The organism is Falsiroseomonas algicola (assembly GCF_011040385.1).
Lineage (GTDB): Bacteria > Pseudomonadota > Alphaproteobacteria > Acetobacterales > Acetobacteraceae > Falsiroseomonas > Falsiroseomonas algicola.
The window spans coordinates 1-251 of the sequence record NZ_JAAIKB010000084.1 but is presented as its reverse complement, the minus strand read 5'-3'; the positions used below and the strand labels follow the sequence as shown (position 1 = coordinate 251).

The window sequence follows — 251 nt, the reverse complement described above, 5'->3', positions numbered from 1 at the left end:
AGGGCGGCGAGGTCGGTGGTCTCCATGCCGCGGATCTGGGCGGTGGAGAGGGCGCCGACTTGGGTCGTGGTGAGTGCGCCGATCTGCGTCGTGGTGAGCGAGGCGACCTGGCCGGAGGTGAGGCCGGCGATCTGGGTGGAGCCGAGGCCGGCGAGCTGGGTGGTGGTGAGGGCGGCGACCTGGGTGGTGGTGAGGCCGCTGACCTGGGTGGAGGTGAGGCCGGCGAGCTGGGTGGTGGTGACGGCGCCGAG

1 protein-coding gene is annotated in these 251 nt (G+C 73.3%); it reads right to left on the bottom strand.

Translation table 11 applies throughout. From position 1 onward, the window contains the following. A partial coding sequence (locus G3576_RS31120; RefSeq protein ID WP_164698350.1) for a hypothetical protein occupies positions 1-251 on the bottom strand: 251 nt, incomplete at both ends.